The sequence below is a fragment of the Streptomyces sp. NPDC051041 genome (genome assembly GCF_044456065.1).
Classification (GTDB): Bacteria; Actinomycetota; Actinomycetes; order Streptomycetales; family Streptomycetaceae; genus Streptomyces; species Streptomyces glaucus.
Genome location: NZ_JBITFM010000002.1, coordinates 469,071 through 494,112, shown reverse-complemented (window position 1 = coordinate 494,112; position 25,042 = coordinate 469,071). Strand labels below are relative to the sequence as shown.

Sequence of the window (25,042 nt, the reverse complement as noted above, 5' to 3'; positions counted from 1 at the left end):
CCTCCTACCTGGCTTCTCGGGTGGCCAGCTGGTCCGCGGACCGGGCGACGCCGAAGGCCTGGGGGACGGGCTGGCCGGCCATGTGGAGGCGGTCGGCGGCGCGGCGCGGGAGCGGGAGGTGCTCGTACGCGCCGTGGACGCGGCCGTCGGCCGTCATGGGCCGGGCGTTGAAGCGGGCGACCGTGGCCAGCCGGTACGGCTCGCCGCCGTGGCTGTCCAGCAGGGCTATCTCGGTGATGCGGCGGGCGCCGTCGGCGAAGCGGGTGAGCTGGACGATGACGTCGACCGCGCTGTTGATCTGGTCGTGCAGCGCCACGAAGGGGATCTCCACGTCGGACATGGAGGCCAGGGTCTGCAGGCGCGTCAGGGCGTCCTCCGCGCTGTTGGCGTGGACGGTGGCCAGGGAGCCGTCGTGGCCCGTCGACATCGCCTGGAGCATGTCCAGGGACTCGCCGCCGCGGACCTCGCCGACCACGATGCGGTCGGGGCGCATCCGCAGCGAGTTGCGGACCAGGTCGCGGATGGTGACCCGGCCCTTGCCCTCCACGTTCGGCGGGCGGGACTCCAGGCGGATCACGTGCGCCTGCTGGAGCTGGAGTTCGGCGGAGTCCTCGATGGTGATGATGCGCTCGCCCTCGGGGATGAGCCCGGACAGGGCGTTGAGCAGCGTCGTCTTGCCGGTGCCCGTGGCGCCGGAGACGATGATGTTGAACTTGGCCTGCACCAGGGCCGCCAGCAGGTACAGCATGGGCTCGTCGAGCGAGCCGAGGCCGATCAGCTCGTGCAGGGTGAAGGAGCGCGGGAAGCGGCGGATGGTGAGGGTGGCGCCGGTCAGGGACAGCGGCGGGATGATGACGTTGACGCGTTCGCCGGAGGGCAGGCGGGCGTCGACCATCGGGTTGGACTCGTCGACGCGGCGGTTGACGGTGGAGACGATGCGCTCGATGGTCTGCATGAGCTGGTCGTTCGAGGCGAACCGCAGCGGCAGCTGCTCCACCCGGCCGCCGCGCTCCACGAAGATCGCGTCGGGGCCGTTCACCATGATCTCCGTGATGGAGGCGTCCTCCAGGAGGGGTTCGAGGATGCCCAGGCCCAGCGCCTCGTCGACGACCCGGCGGATCAGCTGGGAGCGTTCGATCGTCGACAGGACGGGGCCCTCGCGGCTGATGATGTGTCCGAGCACGCGCTCCAGCCGGGCCCTGCGTTCGGCCGCGGCCAGCGAACTCATCTCCGCGAGGTCGATCTCCTCCAGGAGCTTGGCGCGGTAGGAGGCGACCAGGTGGCCGTCCTCGCCCCGGTTGCCGTTCTCCTCGGGGGAGTGGATGCGTGCCCGCAGGCTCATGGTCCGGTGCTCCTCGTTCGTTCCGGGCTTTCTGGGTGCCTCAGCGGTCGAGCGGCATCGTCGCCGTCTTCTCGGCGTCGTCGAAGGTCCAGCCGGGGACGACCGAGGGGATCCGCACGGAGGCGGTGACGGTGACCTCCTCGCCCGAGTACGCCGCCGTGCAGGTGGTCCGGTCGGCCAGCCAGTCGCTGAGCGCGGCCTTGCAGTGCCGCTGGTAGTCCTCGTCCAGCGAGGCGCTGCGCGCGCCGGTCCGGGCGGCGGTGCCGGCCTGCTGGGCGGTGTAGGCGATCAGGCCGAGCTGTACGGCCGCCATCGCCACGACGAGCAGGACCGGGAGGAAGCCCAGGTACTCGAGGGCGACCTGGCCGGCGTCGCGCCGCCGCTGCCGCTCCCGGCGCTCGTGTTCCCGCCGTTCCCGGTCGCGCCGCAGCCGCTCCCGGTCGTCGTTGCCGTACGGCATCTCAGTTCTTCGCCTCCTCGACGGCGCCCGCGTGGCCCTCGACCTCGAAGGGAAAAGCGATCGTGCCCGGGAACAGGACGGGGACCCTCAGCGTCACGTCGGAGGTGACGTAGCCGCCGGCCGTCGCGCAGCTGACGTCGGCGCCCTCCCGCCACGCGTCCGACAGCTTGTCCAGGCCGGCCTGCTCGCACGCCGCCTGCCGCTGTCCCGGCGCCGCGGCCGTGCCCTCCCGTACGGCCTCGTCGGCGGAGTTGCCCGCGAGGGTGAAGGTGTATCCCACGAGGACCGCCTGCCACAGCGCCACCAGCGTGACGAGGATCGTCGGTGTCATGCCGAGGAACTCGATCGTGACCTGGCCCCGGTCGCGCGCCGTCCGCCGCTCCCGTGCCCGTGTCGGGACGCGCCGTGTCATCCCCCACCGTCCTTCCGCCGCCGGAGGCTCACCGCGCCCCGGTCGCCCCGGAGCCTGCCCGCCTTCCGGGCGCCCTCGGCGGCCTTGACGAGCCCGAGTTCGCCCGCGAGGCCCCACAGAGCCTGCTTGACCGCGCCCTTGCTGTCCAGCTCGTGGACGCGTCCGGCGTCCACGGCGCCCTGGAGTTCCTTGAAGTGGGCCGGGATCGCGGTGGCCGCGACCGCCGTGCCGGTGATCTTCTGGATCAGCGGGGGCTGGATCTCGGTGCCCCGGGTGTGGCGGTTGACGACGATCGTGGTCTCCTCCGCCTTGCGGATCTGCAGCCGGTCCCACATCCGCACCGCTCGTTTGGCGCCCCGGACCGCGACCACGTCCGGGGTGGTGACCAGCAGCGCCCGGTCGGCCATCTCCACGGCCGCCGCGCCGGCGCCGCTGAGCTGGGCGCCGCAGTCGATGACGACGACCTCGTAGCGGGAGCGCAGGGCGCTGACGATCTGCCGGGCGGCGCGGTCGGTGACGTCCTCGCCGCGTTCGCCCTCGGCGGGGGCGAGCAGCAGGGCGACGCCGGTGTCGTGGCGGAAGACGGCGTCGGCCAGGACGCGCGGGGAGATGTCGGTGATGGCCGCCAGGTCCACCACCGACCGGCGGAACTGGACGTCCAGGTAGGAGGCGACGTCCCCCGTCTGGAGGTCCATGTCCACCAGGGCCGTGCTGCGGCCCGACGCCTGGGCCGCCAGGGCCAGCTGGATCGCCGTCAGGGTGGCCCCCACGCCGCCCTTGGCGCCGCTGACCGTGACGACCGTGCCGCCGACGCCGGTGAACACGTCGCCGCCGGAGCCCAGGTGGCGCCGTACGCCCGCGGACCACTGGGCGACCGCCTGGACGCGGCTGGCCAGCTCCTCGTAGCTCAGCGGCAGGGCGACCAGGCCGCGGGCGCCGTAGTCCATGGCGGCCTGGAACAGGCCGGGGCTCGCGTCGGAGGTGACGAGGATGACGCCGACGGCCGGGAAGCGCAGGGCGACCTCGCGGATCAGCTCCAGTGCGGGCACCGGACCGATCCGCTCGTGCACCACCACGACCTCGGGCAGTTCGTCGACCGACTCGGCGGCCAGCCGCGCGAGGGTGTCGACCAGCTGGGTGGAGTCGGCCACCGGGGCCACCGGCTCGGCGTCCGGGAGCTGGCTGAGCAGTGTCGTGATGGACCGGACCGCGTCCGCGTCGCCGATCGCCGGGAGGATCCTCGTGGGCATGCGGGCCTCTCACTTGTCCTTCGCGAGCTCGTACGTCCGCTGCGAGTCCGGGACGGTGGTGTCGCTGCCGGGCGCCACCAGCGCGAGCCGGACCCGCTGGGCGAACGACTCGGCGTAGGTGATGCGCTGGGCGTCGATGGTGGACAGCGCGAAGGTGATGGGGACGGCGTCGGTGGGCTGCTGCCGGTTCCGGTCGCTCTCGCCGGGCTTGAGCGCGGTCAGCTCGCCCACGTCGAGGACTCTGGCGTTTGTTACGATGATCTTGGATTGAGCGGGGTCACCCTCACGCTCTCCCTCGAAGGTGGCGTACACGTTGACGGTGGAGCCCGGCGTGATCTTGCCGGCGACACCGGTCGCCGCATCGATCATGATGGCGACCTCCTGCTGCCCGGGCTGCAGGGCGGGCCGGTCGACGATCATGTCGCTCTGCAGCAGGGAGCCCTCGCGCAGGGTGGTCACCGCGATCTTGCCCTGGATCTGGGAGAGATCGGTGACCGCGTTCCTCGACAGCCACCGCTCGGGCATCGAGATCTTCTCGAACTGGCCGGTGCTGAGGGTGGTGTAGGGCGCCACGTCGTCCTTGAGCCGGTACGCGGTGACCTCGGGGCCGACCTTGGACTTCACGTCGCTGATGACGGACAGCACGCCGGCGAACGCGCCGAGGGCGCAGACGACCGACACGAGCAGGAGAATCACGCCGCGGCGCTGACGGGAGTTCATGAACCGTACAACCTCATGGGGGATATCGGTCGAGCGGAATACGGGTGCGAGCGGTGGTCCGGGCGGGCCGGGAGCGCGTCCCGGGGACGCCGGTCCCGTCGTGCGCCCTGTGGTTCAGGACTCACCCGACGGGCGTTCGGTTCTCGTGGACGGGCGGAGTGGCGGAGCAGAACACGCACCGGTCCCCGATGAGGTCGATGCCGCACCAGTGGCAGGTGCTCCGCCGTACGGACGTCACCAGCTGGTACAGGACCGACAGGTCGGGCAGGTAGGTGCAGAACTCGATCAGCCGGCCGGTGCCCCACCAGTCGGCGGACTCGGCGGGCGGCGGGCACTCGCGCAGCCCGAGGACGTTCCAGGACGGGGCCAGGGTGGCGGTGACCCAGTCGGACTGGAGCTGGCCCTTGGCGACCAGCATCCAGGTGCCGAACTCCGGCCCGGACAGGGTGGCTCCGGGGCCGATCCGCACCAGCTGCGGCTCGGGATGGGCGAGGACGCCGAACTGACTGCCCGGCACCCAGGACCTGGCGTGCGCCTTCAGGCCCACGGGGACGCGGTCGAGCCGGGCGACGGAGCCGAGCAGCGCCCCGGCGTGGATGTAATGGGTGAGCAGCCGGCCGGCCGAGGCGAGCACGCCGGGGCTGAGGTCGCAGGAGGCGAGCTGCCGCAGCTGGCGGGCCAGCGCGGCCAGTCCGAGCGGGGGCAGGTCCGGGCGGAACAGCGCGATCCGGTCGCTCTCCAGGAGGGAGCGGATGGTGTGCAGCCGGCGCTCCACGCCCGCGGGGGCGGCCCGCGAGCACACCACGATCACATGACCGTGCCGGTCGAGGAGCGCCTGCATCTCGGTCAGCGCCTGTTCCAGCGGGCGCCGGTCCAGGTCCTGCAGCACGGTGGCGGGCAGGGTCCGTTCGTCCTGCGGTGGCAGCGCCATGTCGGCACTGGTCACGGCAATGGCAGTTGGCACGCGCAGCTCCCCGTTTCCCCATGCCCGTCGGTCCGCCGGCACGGTTCCGGCACACCTCGGTGACTTCACTGCGTGACTACCTCAGCACTGTATCCACGCCTCTGTGGCCGGAGAACAGCGTTTGTGCAGCCGATGAGCAACTGTCCTCGCACAAGACACTCCAAACCGGGTCAGGTTGGCATCCCGAGGGCCCCGTGCCCGCACCCGGCCCGGGTCCGGGCGGGCCCACCGGATCTTGGGCCCGGGGTTTGGGCCCCCGGGCCCAGGCGCCGCCGGCCGTCACGGACCTAGCCTCGCCGTCCGAACAGAGGTGCTGCTGGGCAAGGAGGGGTGCGGCATGGCTCGCGGGGGAGGCATACGGCCGCGCGGACGGACGTACGGGTACGACGACCGGGGCGCGACCGCCGCCGAGTACCTCGGCGTGATCGTGGTCGGCGCCGCCGTCGTGCTCGGCGTCTCGGCCACCGGCGTCGGCCGGCTGGTCCACGACCGGATCGCCGCCCAGGTCTGCAGGATCGCCGGCGGCGACTGCGGTGCGGGCGGCGCCGACCGGGGCAGGCCGCTCACCGACGCCGGCTTCGAGCCCGCCCTGTGCCAGGTCTCCTCCGTCACCGACAAGGCGGGGTCCCGGGCGAAGGTCTTCTTCTGGGAGATCGGCAGGGAGTACGGCTTCCAGGAGCAGCGCCTGAGGGCGAACACGGACGTCAACCGCGACGGCACGGTCGACGACCGGGACGAGCTGGTCCACCTCACCTTCACCGACGCCGCGTCCGTCGCCGCGAAGAAGGACTTCAAACCCGGCATGAAGGTGGGCAGGTTCGGCGCCGACAAGGTCGAACTCGGTCTCGGCATCAAGGTCACCAACGGCGACACCTGGGTCTTCGAGAGCCCGCAGGAGGCCCGGCGGTTCCGGGAGGACGTCGAGAAGCTCCAGATGTACGAGGCGCGGCGCACGATGCCCGGCGGCGCGCAGGCCGGTATCGGCGACAGCATCCTCTACCTGTTCGGGACCGGTCCGCTCAAGGACGAGGAGGAGACCCGGAACCGGATCGAGGAGCACCTGGGCGGCGACCGGAGGATCACCTACGGCAAGGTGGGCCTGGAGGCGTCGGCCGCCGCGGGCCTGAAGATCTCCCCGGCCGACGAGCAGAAGCTCGGCGTCCAGCTCGGCGGCACCTTCAGGTACGCCCCGGAGATCACCTGGACGGACAACGCCTACAAGGACACCAAGTCCTACACGTACTCCTCGTCCGTCGAGTACGGCGGCAAGGCGGGCTACGAGGCGGGCGCGCTCAGCGGCGAGTACGCGGCGAACACCACGCGGACCGGCACCCTCACGGTCACCTACGACAAGAGGACCGGCAAGCTGGTCCGGATCGACATGACCCGCACCGTCGAGGAGGGCGGCCGGAAGGACGGCGCCAAGGCGGGCGGCGACAACGGCGGGAGCGGCGGCGACAAGCGGGGCGGCAGCGCCGGGGCGAAGGGCACCGACGGCGCCACCGGCATCGAGGTCGTCACCCACACCCTCGCCTTCGACCCGGGGCCCGCGGGCGACGCGGACCGGGCGGTCGCCGAGCGGTGGCTGGACGGCGCCGACGCGCGGGCCGGCACGCCGTTCCGGTACATGTTCGGCGACCACGCCCCGACCCGGCGGCCCGGCGCCGACGACCCCTTCGGGCGGCTGATGTTCGACAAGGGCAGGTCCAGCCGGATGACGTACACGGGCGGGCTGAACGCGGCCGAGTACGGGTTCGAGCTGAATCTGGGCCTCAGTCTGGGCATGACGATCAGCACGGAGGAGAGGTCGGAGACGCTGACCGACGCGCGGTTCCTGGGTGCGCCCCGCGGGGACAGCCGTTCCTACCTTCCCTACAGCTACTGTGCGAACTGACGAGACTGGAGCCCCCGCCGATGAAGACCCGCCGTCCGTACCTGGCCGCCACCGCGCTGACCGCCGCCCTCGTGCTCGCCGGCTGCGCGGACCCGGACCCCGGCTCCGCCGCCGTGCCCGACGGCTGGGGGACGCTGGAGACGAAGGGCGTGTCGGTGTCCTACCCACAAGGGTTCGAGGAGCAGGGCGCCGCCGGGCGCGGCCCGCACAACGCCGCCGCCGCGGTGCGCATGGAGGACGGCCGGCGGGTGTCCGTCATCACCGTGCAGCTGGACTTCACCCGGGCCGACTCCGCGGAGCAGGCCGCCATCGCCGCCGAGGCGGGCATCCAGCTGGGCGCCGACGTGCGCGGCCAGAAGGACGTGGAGCTGGCCGGCGCGGACGAGGCCAGGCGGATCGACTTCGCCTTCACCGCGACCGGCGAGGACGCCGGCCCGCCCAGGGGCACACCGGTCGAGGGAGTGATCCTGACCGGCCTGGACTCGGCCGGCACGACCTTCGCGATCCGCGTCGACGCGGCCCGGGGCGAACTGCCGGACGCCGACCTGGAGAGGATCGTCGACTCGGTGCAGGTGCACTAGCCATGGGGGTGCCCGGCACCGGTCACGTCGTCCTCACCCCGCTCGTCGCCCTGTTCGGCGCGGTGGCGGTGAAGTACGCGCGCCGCCTGGCGACGGTGGCGCCGGCGCTGACCGCGGGCTGCGGCCTGGCGGCGCCGGGCTCCGCGGCGCTGCTGTACGCCGGGATCACGGGAGGCGGCTGATGGCGCTCGTCCGGTCCTGGGCCGTGGGCATCGTCGTGCTGGTGGTCACCGAGGTCGCGCAGATGACGCTGGTGAACGGCCCGTTCGTGGGCCCGGACGGGGTGGGCTCCCTCGGTGCCGCCCTGGCCCTGGTGCACCTGCCGAACCTGTTCTGCGTCGCCCTCGCCACCTGGGCGGCGGCGCGGGTGCACCCGGAGCCGTCGCGGGCGGCGCCGGTGCGGCACGCGGCGGCGGCGTGCGCGGTGCCGGCGGCGGCGCAGCTGCTGGCGCTGGCCCTGCGCCGGGACCCGGCGGGGATCGCGGGGCCGGCCTTCTGGATGTCCCTGGCGGTGCTGCCGGCGGGGTGCGCGGCGGGGATGCTGCTGGACAAGTCGGTCTGGACCTCTTGACAGCCCGGATTGGTCTGGACCAACTTGTACGTGCGGTGGCCACCGTCCCCATCCCTCTCCCCCACCGGAGGCCCCTGTGGACCTCGTACGCAGACGGACCGGACGGGCCCGGCTGTGGTCCGGCGCCGTCGCCGCGGCACTGGCCCTGAGCCTGGCGGGCGCCGGCCAGGCGTCGGCCGCGGACGTCGACAACGTCAGGAACGGCGGCTTCGAGTCCGGTCTGAGCGGCTGGACCTGCTCCGCCGGCAGCGCCGCGACCGTGTCCTCGCCCGTGCACGGCGGCTCGGCCGCGCTGAAGGCGACCCCGGCCGGGCAGGACAACGCCCGGTGCGCGCAGACGGTCGCGGTGCGGCCCGGCTCGACGTACTCGCTGAGCGCCTGGGTGCGGGGCGGATACGCCTACCTCGGCGTGACCGGCACGGGCACCACCGACGTGTCCGCCTGGACGCCCGACTCCGCCTCCTGGAAACAGCTCACCACCACCTTCACCACCGGCCCGGCCACGACCTCGGTGACGGTCCACACCCACGGCTGGTACGGCCAGGCGGCCTACTACGTCGACGACGTGTCGGTGTTCGGCCCGGACGGCGGCGGGGGCGGTGACCCGGCGCCGGCGGTGCCGGCCGCGCCGGGCGGCGTGGCGGTCACCGGCACCACGTCCTCGTCCGTCTCCCTGGCCTGGAACCCGGTTCCGGGAGCGACCGGCTACACCGTCTACCGGGACGGCGCGAAGGCGACCGCGGTCACGGGCACGTCGGCGACGGTGACCGGGCTGGCGGCCGCGACGTCGTACTCCTTCCAGGTCACGGCGGTGAACGCGGCGGGCGAGTCGGTGCGGTCGGCGGCCGTGACCTCGCGGACGGCGGCCACCGGGGACGGCCCGGGCACGCTGCCGAAGCACGTGCTGACGGGCTACTGGCAGAACTTCGACAACGGGGCCGCGGTGCAGCGGCTGTCGGACGTGCCGGCCCAGTACGACATCATCGCGGTGGCCTTCGCGGACGCGACCGCCACACCGGGCGCGGTCTCCTTCACCCTGGACTCCGCGGGCCTCGGCGGCTACACCGTCGACCAGTTCAAGGCGGACATCCGGGCCAAGCAGGCCGCCGGGAAGAAAGTGATCATCTCGGTCGGCGGCGAGAAGGGCACCGTGGCGGTGAACGACGCCGCCTCCGCGGCGAACTTCGCCGACAGCGTCCACTCCCTGATGCGGACGTACGGCTTCGACGGCGTCGACATCGACCTGGAGAACGGCCTCGACGCCACCTACATGACGCAGGCGCTGCGGGCGCTGTCGGCGAAGGCGGGCCCGTCGATGATCCTCACGATGGCGCCGCAGACCATCGACATGCAGTCGACGTCGAACTCCTACTTCCGGACGGCGCTGAACGTGAAGGACATCCTCACGGTCGTCAACATGCAGTACTACAACAGCGGTTCGATGCTGGGCTGCGACGGCAAGGTCTACAGCCAGGGCTCGGTGGACTTCCTGACCGCGCTGGCCTGCATCCAGCTGGAGGGCGGCCTCGCCCCGTCCCAGGTCGGCCTCGGCCTGCCGGCGTCGACGCGGGCGGCGGGCGGCGGGTACGTGTCCCCGGCGGTGGTGAACAACGCCCTCGACTGCCTCACCCGGGGCACCGGCTGCGGCTCCTTCAAGCCGGCGAGGACCTACCCCGACCTGCGCGGCGCGATGACCTGGTCGACGAACTGGGACGCGACGGCGGGCAACGCCTGGTCCGGCGCGGTGGGCCCGCACGTGCACGCGCTGCCGTGACCGGCCCGCCCGGCCGAGGAGCCCCCGCCCCGCGTCTCGCGGGCCGGGGGCTCCTCGGCGTCGCCGTGCGGGAGCCGTGAAACATTTCCCGGGGCCCACCGCATCAAAGAGGTGTGGATGACGCGTACGCCGTAGGCGGCAGGGGGAGCGACCGGATGAGACACAGCCGGGGAGACGGGTACGCGGAGTTCGCGGCGGCACGCGCGGGGCACCTGTACCGTTCCGCGTGCCTGCTCACCGCCGGGGACACGCATCTCGCGGAGGATCTCGTGCAGGAGACCCTCGGGCGGCTGTACGTCCGCTGGGCGCGGGTGTCCCGGGTCGGCAACCCCGCCGGGTACGCGCAGACCGTCCTCACCCGCGCGTTCCTCGCCCACACCCGGCGCCGCAGCAGCGCCGAGCGCGCCACGGACGTCCTCCCCGACGTGCCCGGCGCCGCCGACGGCGACGCCTCGCTGCGGCTCACCCTGCTGCAGGCGCTGTCCCTGCTGCCCGCCAAGGACCGGGCCGTGGTCGTCCTGCGCTACTGGGAGGACCGCTCGGTGGAGGAGACCGCCGCCGCGATGAACTCCAGTTCGGCGGCGGTGCGGACGCGGTGCGTCCGCGCCCTGGCCCGGCTGCGGGAGCTGCTGGGCGAGGACCTCGCCGAGTACGCCCGCCCCTGACGGCGCCCGCCGTTCCGGGCCGCCCAGTTCTCTCACCTCACGGAAAGCGGTGGTCGCCATGCCCGACGAACAGCACAGCCATCCCTTCGAGGAGCGGCTCGCCACAGCCCTGCGCTCCGCCGGCGACTCCTTCGAGACCGACCGGGCCGCGCTCGCCGCCGCCGGCCGGGCCCGGGGGCGCCGGGCCCTGCTGCGGCGGGCCGCCGTGGCGGGCGGGGCGGCCGGGGTCGCCCTGGCGGGGGTGGGCGGGGCGCTGGTCCTGCCCGGGAGCGAGGCCTCCGGCCCCCAGCGCCCGTCCGCCGCCGCGGCACCGACCGCGGCCCCGGCGCCCGCGGAGTTCTCCGGTGCGGACCTCGTCCGCACGCTCAAGGGGCTGCTGCCGAAGGGCGGGTTCGGCGAGGAGTCGGCGCGCGGCTCCGGCGCACAGCCGGGCCCGTCCGTGCGCCTCGTGTACGACGACGGGAAGGGCGCGGCGGCGATCTCCGTGAGCCTGGACCGGATCGAGCCGGGCAGCGAGCGGGCCCGGGAGACGACGCGCTGCCCGGACCGGGCGCTCGTCCCGCACGACAGCTGCACCACCAGCCGGCTGCCCGACGGCTCGGTGCTCATGCTGTTCCAGGGCTACGAGTATCCGGACCGGCGCGTGGACACCAAGTGGTGGAACGCGGAACTGGTCACCCCCGAGGGGCAGCACGTCTCCGTGAGCGAGTGGAACGCCCCGGCGCAGAAGGACGCCGCGACCACCCGGGAGGAGCCCCCGTTGTCCCCGGCGCGGCTGAAGCGGGTCGCCACGGCGAAGGTGTGGCGCGAGGTGGTGGACTCGATCCCGAAGAGGCCGCGGCCGACGGCGACGCCGGGCACTCCGCAGCAGGTGCCGGGCCGGGCCGTCGGCGAGACGCTCGCCGGGCTGCTGCCCGAGGACGTGGAGGTGGTCGCGCGGGGAGGTCAGGACGGCGGGTACGCCTATGCCGTCGTCGACGACGGCCGGGGCGAGAGCTTCGTGCAGATCAACGTGCAGCCGGGCATGTCCGACGCGGCCGGCGACCTGTACGGCTCCGCCGAGACGCTCCCCGACGGCACCCTGGTGGCCACCCGGCAGGGGCCCGGCGACCGCGCGGACCTCGTCATGTGGACCGTCGACACGCTGCGCACCGACGCCCGGCACAACGGCCTGCGGGTCGTCGTCAGCGCCTTCAACGCCGGATCCCAGCAGGCGGACGCCACGCGCGACACCCCCGCGCTGACCATGGCGGAGCTGCGGCGGATCGCGCTCAGCCCGAAGTGGCTGGAGGTGGCCTGAGCACCGCCCCGCGCCAGGGCCCCGGCGGGCGGCGTCCGCCCGCCGGGGGCGCCGTCCGGTGCGGGCCCCCGGCGGGCCTGCCGGGCACGGGAGGAGCCGGGCGCTAGAAGAACTCCGACCACGGCTGGTCCCAGACCTGCTTCACGCACAGGACCAGGAAGAGCAGCCCGGCGGCGGCGAGCGTGGCGTTGCTCAGCGGGCCGTTGCGCCACGGGGCCGGGGTGCGGGAGGAGTTGAGCAGCCAGATCAGGGTCAGCGCCAGGAACGGCATGAAGGCCGCGCCCAGGACGCCGTAGAGGACGACCAGCCGGAAGGGCTGGCCCTGGAAGAGCAGGACGATGGGCGGGAAGGTCAGCCAGAGCAGGTAGGCGCGGAAGGGCCAGGAGCGTTCCCGGGCCCCCGCGGCGACCTCCTCGCCCTTCAGCGCGCCGCGCCCCCGGTAGCGCGCCACGAAGTCGGCGAACATCAGGCTCACGCCGTGCCAGACGCCGATCAGGGAGGTGAAGGAGGTGGCGAAGAAGCCGATGAGGAAGAACTTCGCCGTGGCCGTGCCGTACTCCTGCGCCAGGATGTCGCCGAGCTGGATCAGGCCCTTGTCGCCGCTCGCGATGGCGACGTTCGCGGAGTGCAGGAGCTCGGCGCCGACGAAGAGCATGGCCACCACGAACACGCCCGTGGTGGCGTACGCGACGCGGTTGTCCAGGCGCATGACCTTCATCCAGCCGGTGTGGGTCCAGCCCTTGGCGTTGACCCAGTAGCCGTAGGCGGCGAGCGTGATGGTGCCGCCGACGCCGCCGATCAGGCCGAGGGTGTTGAGCACCGAGTCCTTCTCGTCGGGCAGGACCGGCACCAGGCCGGCCAGGGCGTCCCCGAGGTTCGGGGTGACCCGGACCGCCAGGTACACCGTCACCACGAACATGACGCCCACCAGGACCGTCATGACCTTCTCGAAGACCGCGTACTTGTTGAACCAGACGAAGGCCAGGCCGACCACGCCGCAGGCCACGCCCCACCACTTGAGGTCCATCACGTCCGGGAACAGCGCGTGCAGCGGCAGCGCGCTGGACGACATCGCCGCCGCGCCGTAGACGAAGCCCCAGATCACGGCGTAGACCACGAAGAAGTACGTCGTCCAGCGGCCGAGGCTCGCCCAGCCGTCGAACAGGGTGCGGCCGGTGGACAGGTGCCAGCGGCCGGCCGCCTCGGCGAGGGCGATCTTCACCAGGCAGCCGACGACCGCGGCCCACAGGAGCGTGTAGCCGAAGTTGCTGCCCGCGATGAGCGTGGCGACCAGGTCGCCGGCGCCCACGCCGGTCGCGGCGACGACGATGCCGGGGCCGATGTACTTCCAGCTCGGCTTGCGGGGGGCCGGTTCGGGGACCGGTGCCGTGGCAGTGCTGTGTGTGTTTCCCGTGGTGTCCGCCATGCAGGCCACGTAAGCCCAAAGCCGCCGGTGGGGACAAGGGGGCGTGCGCGGATCTTCACCCGCCGTGCCCAACGGGCGGGCCCTGCGCCCGCGCGCGGTCCTACGGCCGGCGCCGGCCGCAGCCGTCCGACCCGCACGTGCCGAGCTCGAACCACACGGTCTTGCCCTGCCCGTCCCGGTGACAGCCCCAGCGCCGGGCGAGCGCCTGCACCAGGAGCATGCCGCGGCCGTTCTCCGCGCCGCCCGCGTCGATCACCTGCGGCACCCGGCGGTCCGCGTCGGTGACCTCGCAGCGCAGGACGCCGTGCGCGGCGAACAGGGTGAGCCGGAAGCGGGTCGCGGAGTGCAGCAGGGCGTTGGTGGCCAGCTCGCTGACGAGCAGCTCGGCCACCTCCACCACGTCGTCCCGCTCCGCGAGCCCCCACGCCTCCAGTTGCCGGCGGACCTCCGCACGGGCCTCACGGACGGCGCAGGGGCGGGGGTCGTACTCGATGCTCAGATGGCCCGCGCCCAGCGGCGGCTGGGGGAACGCACCGTACCGGTCCTCGGGGTCCCCGGAGAGTCGCAGCATGTCCCCAGGGTGACCGCGCGGACCGGTCCGGCGCAGGGGGAGGACTACCCGTTCCCCTACCTGCTTTCCGCGCGCCCGGCGGTGGCCGTACCCGCGCCGCTACGCGTACTGCAGGCGCACGGCGGCCCCGGCGGCGTCGTCGCGGACGTCGACGTACGCGCACACCTGCCGCGCGTACCACAGCCCCTGGCCGGGCTGCGGGGCGGTGGCGGGCGGCGGGACGAAGCCGGCCAGCGGGTCGTCGACGCGGCGGGCGGCGCGCAGCTCGCAGACGCAGGCCGGCGGCTCGCCCCACAGCAGGGCGGCGCCGGTGAGCGGGCCGAGGAACGCCGCGGTCTCGGCGACGGCCGTGGCGAACAGCTCGGCCTCCGCCACGGGCAGGCCGCGGGCGACCGCCCAGGCCTGCACCGCGTCGGCGTCCGGCGGGGCGAGGCGGTGCGCGTCGGCCGGGGGCGCCGGCAGCGGTACGGCGTCCAGCTCGGCCGCCAGCCGGACCGGGTCCTCGTACACGTCGGTGTCCGGGTGGGCGCGGCGGGCCGCCGCGACGACGGCGGGGCCGGCGACGCGGACGTCGTACGCGCACAGGGCGGTCGTCGGGAAGGGGGCGAAGAGGAGGTTGGTGAGGGCCTCGTAGCGGATCCACTCGGCGCTCTCGCGCACGGAGCGTCCGGCGCGGCCGCCCCAGACCGGTTCCATGAGGAGGCGGATCCGGCCGCCGGGGCCGGCGTGCGCGGCGAGGTAGCCGGCGCCCTGGGCCACGGCGTTGGCGGCGGAGCCGGTGTACCAGTCGGTGTGCGGGACGCAGCGGACGCGTCCCGCGTCGCCGCCGAGGGCGTCGCGCAGCAGGTCCAGCTTGCGGGGGGCGGCGATGGCCACCGGCGAGGGCTCGTCCGGTGCGGCGAGACCCTCGGCGAGGAAGGGCAGGGCGGCGGCCAGGAAGCCGTCGTCGCTGTCGAAGACGGCGATGCGGTGGTCGAAGGCACCGGGAGCCGGTGCGGGTCGGGTGTCCATGTGTCTCCCCTGGTGGTGGATGGTGCTCCAGTGGGGGGTGGCGTCCTGGTGGGGGGTGGCGTCCTGGTGGGGCGTTCAGCGTTGGGCCGTCACCCAGGCGGCGATCTGGCTGCGGTTGCTGAAGCCGAGCTTGCTGAGGATGCGCTCCACGTGGCCTTCGGCGGTGCGCCGGGCGATGACCAGGCGGTCGGCGATCTGCTGGTTGGCGAGTCCTTCGGCGACGAGCTGGGCGACCTCGGTCTCGCGGCGGGTCAGGCGCACGCCCGTGGGGCCGCCGGGCGGCCCGGCCTCGGCGGGCGGCTCCTCGCGGGGCGGTTCCTGGAGCGCGTAGCCGACGATCTCCGTGAGGCCCAGGCCGGCGCCCCGCCCGTACGCCCGCTCGAAGTCGCGGCGTCCGACGGCCGCGCAGACCCGCTCCTCGCTGTCCCGGCGCACGGAGGTCAGGGCCGCCGAGCCCCAGCGGTCGCGGTCGATGCCGGCCCAGACCCGGTCGGCGCCGCCCAGCAGGACGGCGGCGCGCTCGTGGGCGCCGCGCTCGGTGGCGATCACCGCCAGCAGGTCGAGGGTGAGCGCGCTGCCGGTGACGTCGTGGAGGGCGAGTTTGAGGCGCAGCGCCTCACGGGCGTACCGCTCGGCCCGCGCCCAGTCCCGGCGCACGGTCTGGGCGAGGGCGAGCATCCGCAGGACGTAGGAGCGCACCCATTCCTCGCCGTGCTCCTCGCACAGCCGCAGGGTCTCCTCCCCCACGGCGATGGCCCGGTCGGCCTGGCCGAGGAGGCCGAGCGCGCAGGCGAGTTCGACCCGGTCGAGGCCGAAGACGCCGAGGTGCTGGCCGGGGACGGGACCGCGGGCCACACAGGCCTCGAAGTGGGCCAGCGCGCCCGGCAGGTCGTCGCCGAAGAGCGTCAGGACGCCGATGACGTACTCGGAGTGGGCCTCCTCGGCCGGGTCGCCGAGGGCGCGGGCCAGCGCGCGGGCGTCCTCGGCGAGGCGGCGGCCCCGGGCGAAGTCCCGGGTGACGGCGGCGAGCAGGCCGGCCGTCCACAGGCCGCGGGCCCGCTCCCGGGTCGGCTCGGGATCGGCGTCGAGGGCGCGGTCGAGCCAGTAGCGGCCCTCGCGGGGCAGGCCGCAGGCGTGCCAGTAGAACCACAGGGTGCCCGCGAGCCGGAGGGCGGCGCGGGCCTGGCCGGGGGTGTCGAGGCTGTGGTCGAGGACGGCCCGCAGGTTGTCGTGGTCGGCGCGCAGCCGTGCGACGATCTCCCGCTGCCCGGGCCCGAACCAGCCGCGCTCGCAGTCCGCGGCCCGGCTCAGCACCCAGTTCCGCAGCCGTGTCCGGGCGGCGTCCTCCTCGCCCGGCAGCCGCCGCAGCCGGTCCAGGCCGTAGTGCCGTAACGTGTCGAGCAGCCGGTACCGCGCGCCGCCGGGCCCCGGTTCCCGGCAGAGCACGGACTTGTCGACGAGCCCGGCGACGGCCTCCAGGACGTCGTGGCGCGGGACGTGCGCGGCGCGCTTCCCGGTTCCGGGCCCCCCCTCGCCCGCCTCCGCCTCGTCCGCGCCCACCGCCTCGGCCGTCTCCAGGTCGAAGGCGCCGGCCAGCACCGACAGCCGGGCCCACACCAGTTGCTCCCGCTCGGTGCACAGGTCGTGGCTCCAGTCGACGGCGGCGCGCAGGGTCTGGTGGCGGGGCAGGACGGCGGGGCTGCCGGCGGACAGCAGGCGGTAGCGGTCGTCGAGGCGTTCGAGGAGCTGCTCGACGCCGAGGACGCGCATGCGGACGGCGGCCAGTTCGATGGCGAGGGGCAGTCCGTCGAGGCGCCGGCACAGGCGGGCGACGGCGGCCCGGTTGTCCGGGGTGAGGCGGAAGCCGGGGACGACGGCGGCGGCCCGGTCGGCGAAGAGGGTGAGCGCCGGGTAGCCCTCGGCGGCGGAGAGGTCGCCGTCCGGGTCGGGCACCGCCAGCGGCCGCACCTCCATGAGGTGCTCCTCGGTCAGGCCGAGGCGGTGGCGGCTGGTGGCGAGGATCCGCACGCCGGGGGTGCCGCGCAGCAGCGCCGCGGCCAGGTCGGCGCACGCCCCCAGCAGGTGCTCGCAGTTGTCGACGACGAGCAGCAGCCGGCGGTCCCGTACGTGCTCGACCAGCACGTCCAGCGGCGGTTGCGCGGAGTGGTCGCACAGGCCGAGCGACTCGGCGGCGGTGAGCGGGACGAGCGCCGCGTCGCGCAGCCCGGACAGGTGCACGAAGCGCACGCCGTCCGGGAAGGCGCGGGCGACGCGGGCCGCGATGCGCGCGGCGAGCCGGGTCTTGCCGACGCCGCCCGGCCCGGTCAGGGTCACCAGACGCGCCCGGGCCAACAACTCGCGGCCTTGGGTGAGTTCGCCGCGCCGGTCGACGAAGCTGGTCGTCTCGACCGGCAGGTGATGGTCCCGTCGTGGCGCTGATCCGCCCATGATCAGCCAGTCCTCTGGGGTGTGTCCGAGGAACCGGACACTCCGGCCCCTCTCATGCGGACCCCACTATTCCCCGATCCCTACATATATGCACACGCGAGGTCACACCCCCGAGTGCACTTCGTCCAGGATCGCGCCGCGGGCCTTCGGCCCCCGTAGACTGCGCGGCCTGCGGGCGACGGAATCCGGACGCCGCCCCTCCACCCCCTATTGACCTGCGCATGACAAAAGCGGACGATGAGCGGCACCGCACCACGCACCTTCGCACGTCGCACGGAACGACCCCACCTCCCACCAGGAGATTTCATGCGACTTCGCATCCGCGGCAGACGCTCCGCCGCCCTGGCCGCCCTCCTCGCCCTCGCGCTCGCGGCGCCCCTGTCCGCGACGGCGACGCAGGCCACCGCCGACAGCGCCGCCGAGGCGGCGCCGGCCGCCGACGACATCCGGCAGTACGAGGTCCGCACGCCCTCCGACGCCCGGTCCCGCACCGCGCTGCAGCAGGCCGGCGTGACGGTGGACGAGGCCGGCGACCGCACCGTCGTCGTCTCCGGCCGCACCGGCCAGATCCGGAAACTGCGCCAACTGGGTTACGACGTCACGCCGTTGGGCGCGGTCCCGGACCGGTCCGGCGGCGCGGACGATGTACGGCTGTACGACTTCCCCTCGGCCGACTCGCGCTACCACAACTACGCCGAGATGAACGCCGAGATCGACCAGCGGATCGCCGCCCACCCGACCATCATGAGCAAGCGGGTCATCGGAAAGTCGTACCAGGGCCGGAACATCGTCGCCATCAAGATCAGCGACAACGTGACGGCCGACGAGTCCGAGCCGGAGGTGCTGTTCACCCACCACCAGCACGCGCGCGAGCACCTGACCGTGGAGATGGCCCTGTACCTGCTGCGCGAGCTGGGCGCCGGCTACGGCTCCGACTCCCGCGTCACCGACATGGTGGACAACCGGGAGATCTGGATCGTCCCCGACCTCAACCCGGACGGCGGCGAGTACGACATCGCGACCGGCTCCTACCGCTCCTGGCGCAAGAACCGCCAGCCCAACTCCGGCTCCACGGCCGTGGGGACGGACCTGAACCGCAACTGGAGCTACCGCTGGGGCTGCTGCGGCGGCTCCTCCGGGTCGCCGTCCTCCGACACCTACCGGGGTCCGGCGCCCGAGTCCGCGCCCGAGGTGAAGGTGGTCGCCGACTTCGTGCGCAGCCGGGTCGTCGGCGGGGTGCAGCAGATCAAGGCGAGCATCGACTTCCACACCTACAGCGAACTGGTGCTGTGGCCGTTCGGGCACACCTACTCCGACACCACGACCGGGATGACCGCCGACGACCGCAACGCCTTCGCGACGGTGGGGCGGAGGATGGGCGCGAGCAACGGCTACACGGCCCAGCAGTCCAGCGACCTGTACATCACCGACGGGTCGATCGACGACTACCTCTGGGGCACCCACAGGATCTTCGCGTACACCTTCGAGATGTACCCGTCCTCCAGCGCGGGCGGCGGGTTCTACCCGCCCGACGAGGTCATCGAGCGGGAGACGTCGCGCAACCGGGACGCGGTGCTGCAACTGCTGGAGAACGCGGACTGCATGTACCGGTCCATCGGCAAGCAGGCCCAGTACTGCGGTTAGGTCCGGGTCGGCCGGGGACTACCCCCGGTCCTCGCCGGACGCCTCCGCCGCCTCCGCCGCGTCCTCGGCGTCACCGCCGTCCTCGAAGTAGGCGTCCAGGACCGCGTCCAGCCGGGCGTCCCACTCCTTGAAGCGGCTCCTGGCCGGCGCCTCGATCTCGATCGGGTACCAGCGCCGGTCAGGAGTGTGCACGGTGACCGTGAACCGCTTGCCGAAGCGGGCGGTCTCCGTCTCCACCGCTCCGATCTCGTCCCAGCGGAACTCGCACTCCTGGTCGTCCAGGGCGAGCCGGATGCCGCGGTGGTCGGCGACGATCCGCGCGCGGCGGTCGGACGCCTCGAAGACGGGGCCGTCGGGTACGGCCTCCTCGGCGTCCTCCGCCTCCCCGGCGTCCTTCACCTCCCCGGCGTCCTCCGCCTGCTCGGACTCCCCGGCCGCCTCGGTCTCCTCCGGCCCGACGGCGTCCTCGGCCTCCGCCGTCCGCTCCGGCTCCGCGTCCCGCGCCTCGCCGGACGCGGGCGGGGTGAGCCCGGGGACGAAGGCCGGGTCGAACCCGGCGCCCTTCAGGGGCACGGTCTCCAGGGGCTGGCTGCTCGAACCTATGCGCTGCTCCACAGCCGAGCAGTATGGTCGACAAACCTGTGCCGGGCACAGCCGGTCCCGACTTCGTTATCAGACGCCTACACGAACACGCTCAGCACGGCCGCCACCGCGAACCCCGCGACGGACAGCACCGATTCCAGCACCGTCCAGGTCCTGAGCGTGTCCCGCTCGCTGATGCCGAAGTACTTCGCCACGATCCAGAAGCCGCCGTCGTTGACGTGCGAGGCGAAGATCGACCCCGCCGAGACGGCCATGATGACCAGCGCGACGAAGGCCTGGGAGTGGTCCCCCTCCGACACCAGCGGGGCCACGATGCCCGCGGTCGTGACGATCGCCACCGTCGCCGAGCCCTGGGCCACCCGCAGCACCAGCGACAGCAGGTACGACAGCACGATCACCGGCAGGCCCACGTCGGCGAAGGTGTCCGACAGGGCCTGGGCCACTCCGCTGGCCTTGAGGACGGCGCCGAAGACCCCGCCCGCGCCGACCACCAGCAGGATGTTGCCGACCGGCTTGAGGGAGGAGGTCGACACCGTCTCCAGGGACGTGCGGGACCAGCCGCGGCGGACGCCGAGGAGGTAGTACGCCAGGAGCAGGGCCAGGGTCAGGGCCACGAACGGGTGGCCGAGGAACTCGATCACCGAGCGGAGGGTGGACGGGTCCAGGGCGATCGAGGAGAAGGTGGCGGCGAGGATCAGGACCAGCGGCGTGCCGATGATGCCGAGGACGGTGCCGAGGGCGACCGGCTGCTCACGGGGCTCCACCCCGGCCGCGCGCTGCTCGGCGAGTACGGCGTTCCTCGCCTCGTCGGCCGCCTCGGCCATGTCCTGCGGGACGGGGACGAAGACGCGCCGCCCGATCCACGCCGAGAACGCCCACGCGGCGAGCACCGCGGGGACGCCGCAGACGACGCCCATGAGGATCACCCAGCCGAGGTCCACGCGCAGCAGGCCGGCGGCGGCCACCGGGCCGGGGTGCGGCGGCAGGAAGGCGTGGGTCATGGACAGGCCGGCCAGCAGGGGCAGGCAGTACAGCAGGATCGACCTGCCGGACCGCTTGGCCGCCGCGTACACGAGCGGCGCGAGGACGAAGATGCCGACGTCGAAGAAGACCGGGATGCCGAAGATCAGGCCGGTGAGGCCCATGGCCCACGGCGCGCGCTTCTCGCCGAACAGGTTCAGCAGCCGCGACGCCAGGACCTCGGCGCCGCCGCTGACTTCGAGGATCGCGCCGAGCATGGTGCCCAGGCCGATGATGACGGCGACATGGCCGAGGATGCCGCCCATGCCGGACTCGATGGTGGAGACGGCGTCCGAACGCTGGACGGTGCCGAAGAGCTCGGTGACGGAGAGCCCGGCGAGCAGGCCGACGGCTATGGAGACCGCGAGCAGGGCGACGAACGGCTGGAGCCGGACCTTGATGATCAGGAAGAGCAGCAGCGCGATGCCGAGGGCGGCGACCAGCAGCAGGCCCGCGGTGCCGTCGACGAGGAGGAGCAGGCCTCCGGTGTGGGGTGGCGCTTCGGGCGTGGCGGCGGCGAGCGGATGGGGCATTCGGGGGTCCTCTACGTGAACGCATACAGCTTTCGGGCAGGGGGGATCGCGGCACGGCGCACCGGGTGCGCCGTGCCGGACTGCGGCGTGCGGGAGGTGAGGGGGTGTCAGCCCAGGACGGCGAGCGCGTCGATCTCGACGAGGAGCCCGGCGGGGAGGCCGACGTAGACCGTCGTGCGGGCGGCGGGCGGCTGGGTGAGGCCCTGCTCCTCGAAGTAGGCGTCGTAGATCTCGTTCATCTCGGCGAAGTGGTCCGTGTCCGTGAGGTAGACCCGGATCATCATCACGTCGTCCCAGCCGGCGCCGCCCTCCCGGAGGACGGCCTCGACGTTGGCGAGGGTCTGCAGGGTCTGTTCGCGCAGGGTCGGCCCGGCGGGCGTGGGCGGCTTGCCCGGCTCGGCCGGCAGGAAGCCGACCTGGCCGGCGACCTGGAGGATGTTGCCCTTCCGCACGCCGTGCGAGAAGCGGGCGGGCGGGGTGGTGTGGGTCTTCGGGGTGAGTGCGGTCTTCTCGGTCATGAACTGGCTTCCTTGGCTGGGGTCCTGCCGGAGTACTCGCCGCTGATGGCGTCCGCCGTGCGGCGCACCAGGGGGAGCAGGGTGAGGAGTTCGTCGGCGGTGACGACGACGTTCGGCGCGGAGACCGACATCGCGGCGACGACCCGGCCGTCGGCGCCGCGGATGGGCGCGGCGACGCAGTTGATGGACTCCTCGTGGCCGCCGAGGTCGGTGGCCCAGCCCTGTTCGCGCACCTTGGCCAGTTCCGCCAGGAAGGCTTCGGCGTTCGGTGTCGAACGGGGCGTGTACAGGGGGTAGTCGAGCTTCTCGGCCACCGCCCGCCGCTCGGGCTCGGGCAGGTCGGCCAGGAGCAGCTTCGCCACGGCCGCGACGGTGATGGCGACGGGCTTGCCGATCCGGGAGTACATCCGCACCGGGTAGCGGCTCTCCACCTTGTCGATGTAGAGCACCTCGTCCTCCTCGTGGACGGCGAGGTGCACGGTGTGCCCGCACCTCTCGTTGAGGCGGACCAGGTGGGGGTGGGCGATCTCGCGGACGTCGAGGTTCTCCATCGCCTCCTGGGCGAGGGCGATCAGGCGGGCGCCGAGGCGGTAGCGCTGGTCGGACTGGCGGTAGACGAAGCCGTGCTCGTGCAGGGTGCGCAGCAGGCGCAGGGCGGTGGACTTGTGCACGCCGAGGCGGTCGGCGACCTGGCCGAGGTCGGCGGGCCCCTCGGCGAGCAGCGGCAGGATGCTGAGCGCGCGGTCGACGGTCTGGCTCATGGCGTGCGTACCTCCTCCTCGGCCCGGTCCACGGCGTCGGTCCACCCGGGGCCGAGTCGAAGTCTCCCCCACGCCCGGTCGTCGAGGGCGGCCAGGCGGCCGGCGTGGTCGATCCAGGAGGGGCGGCGCGCCGGGGACGGCGCCGGGCGCCCGGTTTCCGGGTCGGCCCCGGGCGGGACGGTGGCCGGCGGGCGGGCGGGCGGCGGGACGAGGTCGCCGGGGACGGTGAGCGCGGCGGCGGCCGCCAGGTGCCCGTACCGCAGCCGGTCGCGCACGGGCAGCCCGCGCAGGGTGGCGGAGAGGAACCCGGCGGCGAAGGCGTCCCCGGCGCCGACGGCGGCGATGACCTCGACGCGCGGGGCGGGAACGCGGGTGACGGCGCCGTCGGTGTCCGCCGCCGGCCCGCCGGCCCGCCCGCCGAAGGCGAGCGCGCCGGCGGGGCCCTGCTTGACCACCAGCGTCCCGGGCTCGGGCAGCGCGTCGCGCACGGCCCGCGGGCCGTGCAGGCCCCAGGCCGCGCGGGCCTCGTCGTCGCCGACGAACACGATGTCCGCGCCGCGCGCCAGTTCCAGCAGCACGCGCGGGCCGTCGGCGTCCCGCCACAGCCCGGGCCGGTGGTTGACGTCGAAGGAGACCAGCGGGCGTCCGGGGCGGCGGGCGGTGAGCTCGCGCATCAGCTCCAGGCAGTCGCCGGAGAGGGCGGCCGTGATGCCGGACAGGTGGAGGATCCGCGCGGAGCGGACGGCGTCCAGGTCCACGTTCCCTACCGCCATCGCCGAGGCCGCGGATCCGGCCCGGTAGTACGCCACCTCGTGCGCGGCGGACGCCCGGTCCCCGGCGGTGCGGAAGTAGACGCCGGTGGGGCGCTCCGGATCGCGCCGCACGTGCGACACGTCGACGCCGTACGCCCCGATCGCCTCCACCAGGTGGTCGCCGAACCCGTCGGCCCCCACCCTGCTGATCCACCGCGCGGTGTGCCCGGCCGCCGCCAGCACGCAGGCCACGTTGGACTCCGCGCCCCCGATCGCGCGGTCGAAGGACGGCACGTCGGCCAGCCGCCCCGGCCGGGAGGGCAGGAACGTGACCATGGACTCGCCGAGCGCGACGACGTCCACGACGCCGGGGGCGTTGCAGGGTCCGGTGGCGGTCACGATGCTCGTAGCTCCTCGGCGTCGGGCGGTGGTCGTCGGCGGCTCCGTTGACCCCGCGTGGCCGAGATGTTAGACAGCACTGAGCGACATACGCAATGGACGTTGCACATAGCGCAACGCATTGGATCAGGAGGCTCCATGGCTCTCGCCACCAGCGCCGAAGCGCTCGCCGGCCTCGCCGAGGAACGCGTCGGCCCCCGCTTCAAGGGCCTCCCCCCGGACGCCGACGGGCTGACCGTCGGCGAGCTGGCCGCCCAGCGCCGCAACCTGTTCACCGGCGGCTTCACCACCCCCGTGCTGGCCCTGTCCGCCGAGCGCCTGGCGCACAACCTGCGGCTGATGGAGACGTACGCGGCCCGCCACGGCCTCGCCTTCGCCCCGCACGGCAAGACCTCCATGGCCCCGCAGCTCTTCGCCCGGCAGATCGAGCACGGTGCCTGGGGGATCACCCTGGCGGTGCCGCACCAGGTGCGCGTGGCCCGCGCCTTCGGCGTGCGGCGGATCTTCCTCGCCAACGAACTGGTGGACCCGGCGGCCCTGCGCTGGATCTCCGCCGAACTGGCGGCCGACCCCGGCTTCCGCTTCGTCTGCTACGTCGACTCCGTGCGCGGGGTGGAGCTGATGGACGCGGCGCTGGCCGGGGCCGGGCGCCCGGTGGACGTGGTGGTGGAGCTGGCCGCCGGGGAGGACGCCCGGACCGGGGTGCGCACGGAGGCCGAGTGCGCGGCCGTCGCCGACGCGGTGGCGGCCGCGCCCGCGCTGCGGCTGGCCGGCGTCGCCGGGTACGAGGGCGAGGTGCCGCAGGCCGACCCGGAGCGGGTGCGGGCCTGGCTGGGGCGGCTGGTGTCCCTCGCCGCCGCCTTCGACGCGGCGGGGCGGTTCGCGGGCCTGGACGAGATCGTGGTCAGCGCGGGCGGCAGCGCCTGGTTCGACGCGGTGGCCGAGGTGTTCGCCGGGATCCCGGAGCTGTCCCGCCCCGTGCTGAAGCTGCTGCGCTCGGGCGCGTACGTCTCGCACGACGACGGCCACTACCGCAGGCTCACCCCGTTCAACCGCGTCCCCGGGCAGGGCGCGCTGGAGTCCGCGTTCCGGCTGTGGGCGCAGGTGGTGTCGCGGCCGTCACCGCACCAGGCGTTCCTCAACGCCGGCAAGCGGGACGCGGCCCACGACCTCGACCTGCCCGTCGCCCGGGTGGTCCGCCGGGACGGCGCCGAGCGCCCGGCCGCCGGCATCACGGTCACCGCCCTGTCCGACCAGCACACCTGGCTGCGCACGGACCCGGAGGCGGACCTGAGGGTCGGCGACTGGCTCGGCCTGGGGCTGTCCCACCCGTGCACGTCCTTCGACAAGTGGCCGCTGATCCCCCTCGCCGAGGCGGACGGCACGGTCGTCGACTACATCCGCACGTTCTTCTAGGGGGCCG

General features: G+C 73.8%; 24 protein-coding genes. 9 read left to right on the top strand and 15 right to left on the bottom strand.

What is annotated here, in order from left to right; genetic code table 11:
- Positions 1-4: 4 nt before the first annotated feature.
- From ACIBAI_RS05540 to ACIBAI_RS05515, 6 genes are all read right to left on the bottom strand, one after another.
- A complete protein-coding gene (locus tag ACIBAI_RS05540; protein WP_399031187.1) occupies positions 5-1,342 on the bottom strand; it encodes a CpaF family protein in 1,338 nt (445 codons plus the stop codon).
- 40 nt (positions 1,343-1,382) lie between these two features.
- Positions 1,383-1,802: a TadE/TadG family type IV pilus assembly protein gene (locus tag ACIBAI_RS05535; protein WP_399031185.1), complete on the bottom strand. Its 420-nt coding sequence runs from the start codon at positions 1,800-1,802 to the stop codon at positions 1,383-1,385.
- Position 1,803: 1 nt separating this feature from the next.
- Positions 1,804-2,214 (bottom strand): pilus assembly protein, encoded by a 411-nt coding sequence (locus ACIBAI_RS05530; protein ID WP_399031184.1) that lies wholly within the window; start codon positions 2,212-2,214, stop codon positions 1,804-1,806.
- Entirely contained in the window at positions 2,211-3,464 is a 1,254-nt protein-coding gene (locus ACIBAI_RS05525; RefSeq protein WP_399031182.1) for a CpaE family protein, read from the bottom strand. Before ACIBAI_RS05525 ends, ACIBAI_RS05530 begins: the two co-directional genes overlap by 4 nt.
- Positions 3,465-3,473: 9 nt before the next feature.
- On the bottom strand, positions 3,474-4,184 hold the full coding sequence (gene cpaB, locus ACIBAI_RS05520) for a Flp pilus assembly protein CpaB (protein ID WP_399031180.1): 711 nt from the start codon (positions 4,182-4,184) through the stop codon (positions 3,474-3,476).
- A 121-nt stretch (positions 4,185-4,305) separates the two neighbouring features.
- Positions 4,306-5,148, bottom strand: a complete 843-nt coding sequence (locus tag ACIBAI_RS05515; protein ID WP_399031178.1) for a hypothetical protein — start codon at positions 5,146-5,148, stop codon at positions 4,306-4,308.
- A gap of 337 nt (positions 5,149-5,485) precedes the next feature.
- On the opposite strand from ACIBAI_RS05515, the gene ACIBAI_RS05510 reads away from it, so the two are divergent.
- The 7 genes from ACIBAI_RS05510 to ACIBAI_RS05480 all read left to right on the top strand — a co-directional run bounded on the left by ACIBAI_RS05510 (position 5,486) and on the right by ACIBAI_RS05480 (position 11,933).
- Positions 5,486-7,042 (top strand): hypothetical protein, encoded by a 1,557-nt coding sequence (locus ACIBAI_RS05510; RefSeq protein ID WP_399031176.1) that lies wholly within the window; start codon positions 5,486-5,488, stop codon positions 7,040-7,042.
- A 20-nt stretch (positions 7,043-7,062) separates the two neighbouring features.
- Positions 7,063-7,623: a hypothetical protein gene (locus ACIBAI_RS05505; protein WP_399031175.1), complete on the top strand. Its 561-nt coding sequence runs from the start codon at positions 7,063-7,065 to the stop codon at positions 7,621-7,623.
- Positions 7,624-7,625: 2 nt separating this feature from the next.
- A complete protein-coding gene (locus ACIBAI_RS05500; RefSeq protein WP_399031173.1) occupies positions 7,626-7,805 on the top strand; it encodes a hypothetical protein in 180 nt (59 codons plus the stop codon).
- Positions 7,805-8,194 (top strand): hypothetical protein, encoded by a 390-nt coding sequence (locus tag ACIBAI_RS05495; RefSeq protein ID WP_399031171.1) that lies wholly within the window; start codon positions 7,805-7,807, stop codon positions 8,192-8,194. Before ACIBAI_RS05500 ends, ACIBAI_RS05495 begins: the two co-directional genes overlap by 1 nt.
- Before the next feature lie 76 nt (positions 8,195-8,270).
- Positions 8,271-9,968 carry a chitinase gene (locus tag ACIBAI_RS05490; RefSeq protein WP_399031170.1) on the top strand — a complete coding sequence of 566 codons (1,698 nt, stop codon included), beginning with the start codon at positions 8,271-8,273 and terminating at the stop codon, positions 9,966-9,968.
- A gap of 155 nt (positions 9,969-10,123) precedes the next feature.
- A complete protein-coding gene (locus ACIBAI_RS05485; protein WP_399031168.1) occupies positions 10,124-10,633 on the top strand; it encodes a SigE family RNA polymerase sigma factor in 510 nt (169 codons plus the stop codon).
- Between the two features lie 58 nt (positions 10,634-10,691).
- On the top strand, positions 10,692-11,933 hold the full coding sequence (locus ACIBAI_RS05480) for a hypothetical protein (RefSeq protein WP_399031166.1): 1,242 nt from the start codon (positions 10,692-10,694) through the stop codon (positions 11,931-11,933).
- A 103-nt stretch (positions 11,934-12,036) separates the two neighbouring features.
- Here the strand turns inward: ACIBAI_RS05480 and ACIBAI_RS05475 are convergent, their stop codons facing one another.
- The 4 genes from ACIBAI_RS05475 to ACIBAI_RS05460 form a co-directional block, all read right to left on the bottom strand.
- Positions 12,037-13,359 (bottom strand): Nramp family divalent metal transporter, encoded by a 1,323-nt coding sequence (locus ACIBAI_RS05475; protein WP_399031164.1) that lies wholly within the window; start codon positions 13,357-13,359, stop codon positions 12,037-12,039.
- Between the two features lie 100 nt (positions 13,360-13,459).
- Positions 13,460-13,930, bottom strand: coding sequence for an ATP-binding protein (locus ACIBAI_RS05470; RefSeq protein ID WP_399031162.1), 471 nt, complete (start codon positions 13,928-13,930; stop codon positions 13,460-13,462).
- A gap of 99 nt (positions 13,931-14,029) precedes the next feature.
- A complete protein-coding gene (locus ACIBAI_RS05465) occupies positions 14,030-14,941 on the bottom strand; it encodes an anti-sigma factor RsbA family regulatory protein (RefSeq protein WP_399031160.1) in 912 nt (303 codons plus the stop codon).
- A 75-nt stretch (positions 14,942-15,016) separates the two neighbouring features.
- Complete coding sequence (locus ACIBAI_RS05460) at positions 15,017-17,389, bottom strand: ATP-binding protein (protein WP_399031158.1); 2,373 nt, start codon at positions 17,387-17,389, stop codon at positions 15,017-15,019.
- Between the two features lie 306 nt (positions 17,390-17,695).
- On the opposite strand from ACIBAI_RS05460, the gene ACIBAI_RS05455 reads away from it, so the two are divergent.
- Complete coding sequence (locus ACIBAI_RS05455; RefSeq protein ID WP_399031156.1) at positions 17,696-19,033, top strand: M14 family metallopeptidase; 1,338 nt, start codon at positions 17,696-17,698, stop codon at positions 19,031-19,033.
- An 18-nt stretch (positions 19,034-19,051) separates the two neighbouring features.
- Here ACIBAI_RS05455 and ACIBAI_RS05450 read toward each other — a convergent pair whose 3' ends face one another.
- From ACIBAI_RS05450 to ACIBAI_RS05430, 5 genes are all read right to left on the bottom strand, one after another.
- Positions 19,052-19,648, bottom strand: coding sequence for a hypothetical protein (locus ACIBAI_RS05450; RefSeq protein ID WP_399031154.1), 597 nt, complete (start codon positions 19,646-19,648; stop codon positions 19,052-19,054).
- A 65-nt stretch (positions 19,649-19,713) separates the two neighbouring features.
- Positions 19,714-21,189: a GntP family permease gene (locus ACIBAI_RS05445; protein WP_399031152.1), complete on the bottom strand. Its 1,476-nt coding sequence runs from the start codon at positions 21,187-21,189 to the stop codon at positions 19,714-19,716.
- 107 nt (positions 21,190-21,296) lie between these two features.
- The gene (locus tag ACIBAI_RS05440) at positions 21,297-21,707 is read right to left on the bottom strand and encodes a RidA family protein (RefSeq protein ID WP_399031150.1); all 411 of its coding nucleotides are present in this window, start codon (positions 21,705-21,707) and stop codon (positions 21,297-21,299) included.
- Positions 21,704-22,468, bottom strand: coding sequence for an IclR family transcriptional regulator (locus tag ACIBAI_RS05435; protein WP_344605859.1), 765 nt, complete (start codon positions 22,466-22,468; stop codon positions 21,704-21,706). Before ACIBAI_RS05435 ends, ACIBAI_RS05440 begins: the two co-directional genes overlap by 4 nt.
- Entirely contained in the window at positions 22,465-23,619 is a 1,155-nt protein-coding gene (locus ACIBAI_RS05430; RefSeq protein WP_399031148.1) for a PfkB family carbohydrate kinase, read from the bottom strand. Before ACIBAI_RS05430 ends, ACIBAI_RS05435 begins: the two co-directional genes overlap by 4 nt.
- Positions 23,620-23,757: 138 nt before the next feature.
- On the opposite strand from ACIBAI_RS05430, the gene ACIBAI_RS05425 reads away from it, so the two are divergent.
- Entirely contained in the window at positions 23,758-25,035 is a 1,278-nt protein-coding gene (locus ACIBAI_RS05425) for an amino acid deaminase (protein ID WP_399031146.1), read from the top strand.
- The last annotated feature ends 7 nt before the right edge of the window (positions 25,036-25,042 follow it).